The sequence below is a fragment of the Imperialibacter sp. genome (assembly GCF_040222815.1).
Classification (GTDB): Bacteria; Bacteroidota; Bacteroidia; order Cytophagales; family Cyclobacteriaceae; genus Imperialibacter.
This window is the reverse complement of record NZ_JAVKCH010000051.1, coordinates 1-2,318: the sequence shown is the minus strand read 5'-3', so window position 1 is coordinate 2,318 and position 2,318 is coordinate 1. Positions and strand designations below refer to the sequence as shown.

Here is a 2,318-nt window from a genome sequence, read left to right as displayed (position 1 = left end):
GTATCCGTCCGGTGAAGTAGCCTTTTTGTAATCATGAGTAAGCCATAGCTTAGGGGCAAAAAGATATGGCAGAATTGAAAAATGCATCCCAGATGTTCCCTCTGGTAGAAACTTGGCTGCAAAGCGGGCAGACACAAGAAGAATTTAGTAGTATCCATAGCATGTCCAAGCATGTTTTATCCTATTGGGTGTGCAAGTATAGGAAAGCTCAACGTTCTGAGCAGTCAGAAGGTGCTGCTCCATCCTTCATACCAGTACACACACCGGCAGCAGTATCATCTACATCCATGGAAATTGTTTTGCCTACTGGAGTGGTGATCCGCTTTGCAGACCAGGTACCGGTCAGTTATCTTCAGCAATTGCTTAAGGTATGTTCGGCCTGAGCCAGCATCAGCGTTTCTTTTTGTTTAGCCAAACTGTAGATATGCGTAAATCATTTGACGGATTGAGCGGTGTTGTAAAACAGCAGATGGATAGGGATGTTTGTTCCGGGGATGTATATATTTTCCTGGGAAAGAGGCTGGACAGGATGAAGTTGCTGGTCTGGGAGCCCAGTGGTTTTATACTATATTATAAGCGATTAGAGGCCGGAACTTTCAGACTGCCCAAGGCACAGAATCACTCCATCAGCCTTACATACTGCGAACTATCTCTGCTGCTGGAAGGCCTAGAAGTTGAGGTAAAATACCAACGAAAACGCTACTCCAAAATATTGAAAAAAGTATAATGCAGGCTTGGTGAAAAGGGTTTCTGTCGATATATTTCGGTATGTCAGCTTCTTCTCATCGCCCTGATTCTGCACTTAGCCAAGATGCTCTTCTTGAAGAGAATCGCAGGCTAAAAGCTTCCATAGCCTATCTTGAAGAAGAGATTGCTGAGCTCAAACGACTCATCTACGGCAGTAAAAGGGAGCGCTTTGTACCTGCCCAAAAAGATGATGCACAACTCAGTCTGGAACTGGGATCAGAAACTGCTGATGAAGAACAGGCTGTGGTCAAGCAGACCGTAAGTTATCAGCGGGCAGCAAAGCAAGCAGGCAAGAAAGCTGTTCGTCAGAACTTCCCGGATCATCTGCCTCGTATAGATGTAGTGCTGGAGCCTGAAGAAGATATCTCTACTATGCGTAAAATCGGTGAAGAAGTCACTGAGGAGTTAGACCTTGAGCCAGCCCGTCTATTCGTGCGCAGGTATATCAGGCCTAGGTATGTAAGTGTTGAGGAGAGTTTTCATATGGCAGAACTGCCAGCAAGACCTATCGATAAAGGCATACCTGGCCCAGGACTGCTAGCGCAAATCATGGTAGATAAGTTTGTCTACCACCTTCCTTTTTACCGTCAGGCACAGAGGTATGAGAGATTGGGTGTGAAAATCCCATCTAGCACTCTGAATGGCTGGTTACCGGCTGCCTGTAATCTGCTTGAGCCTCTTTACCTGGCCCTGAAGTTCGTGGCACTAAAAGCTACATACCTGCAAGTAGACGAGACGCCAATTCCGGTATTGGATGGACAGAAGAAGGCGGCCGCCGCTGCAGGAAAAACACATCAGGGCTACCATTGGGTATACTATTCTCCGGAAGAAAAATTAGTTCTTTTTGATTACCAGAAGGGCAGAAACAGAGAGGGACCCAAGCAATTGCTGGAAAACTACCAGGGCTACCTGCAAACTGACGGATACCAGGCATACGATCAATTTGAAGACAGGGAAAATATTGTCTTGGTGGGATGCCTAGCGCATGCCCGCCGCTATTTTGAACACGCTAAAGACAGTGATCCGGTAAGATCAGAGCAGGCACTGCTTTTGATCCAGCAACTCTATGCTGTCGAGAGAGAAGCCAGGGAGCAAAGTCTTCAACCAGAAGACCGTTACATGCTGAGACAAGAAAAGTCTGTCCCCATTATGGATGCACTGGGTCAGTGGCTGGTCAATGAATATCCTGGAGTACTACCTAAGAGTAAAATCGGGAAGGCTTTCTACTACCTTATCGGCAGGTACAACAAGATCTATACTTACCTCAATGATGGAAGGCTAGAAATAGATAACAACCTCATCGAGAATAGCATTAGACCAGTGGCCCTGGGTCGTAAAAACTATTTGTTTGCTGGCAGCCATTCCGGTGCAAAAAAAGCAGCGATGGTATACAGCCTGCTGGGTAGCTGTAAACTCCAGGATATCAATCCTTATGATTACCTCAAGGACGTGCTGGAAAGGTTACCTGAGCATCCCGTCAATCGGCTCCATGAACTACTGCCTCCAAACTGGATACCTAAAAAGTAAATACTGGGATTTAAAATTAATAGGCAGGTTCACCGGACGGATAC

The 2,318-nt window shown here is 46.2% G+C and carries 3 protein-coding genes; all 3 read left to right on the top strand.

Annotation, left to right across the window (positions count from 1 at the left end):
• The first annotated feature begins 65 nt into the window (after positions 1-65).
• The 3 genes from tnpA to tnpC are packed head-to-tail and all read left to right on the top strand — an operon-like array spanning position 66 to position 2,274.
• Positions 66-383, top strand: a complete 318-nt coding sequence (gene tnpA / locus RIF36_RS25050) for an IS66 family insertion sequence element accessory protein TnpA (RefSeq protein ID WP_350149699.1) — start codon at positions 66-68, stop codon at positions 381-383.
• On the top strand, positions 371-727 hold the full coding sequence (gene tnpB / locus RIF36_RS25045) for an IS66 family insertion sequence element accessory protein TnpB (protein ID WP_350149698.1): 357 nt from the start codon (positions 371-373) through the stop codon (positions 725-727). The genes tnpA and tnpB overlap by 13 nt, the downstream gene beginning before the upstream one ends.
• Before the next feature lie 41 nt (positions 728-768).
• Positions 769-2,274: an IS66 family transposase gene (gene tnpC / locus RIF36_RS25040; protein WP_350149697.1), complete on the top strand. Its 1,506-nt coding sequence runs from the start codon at positions 769-771 to the stop codon at positions 2,272-2,274.
• The last annotated feature ends 44 nt before the right edge of the window (positions 2,275-2,318 follow it).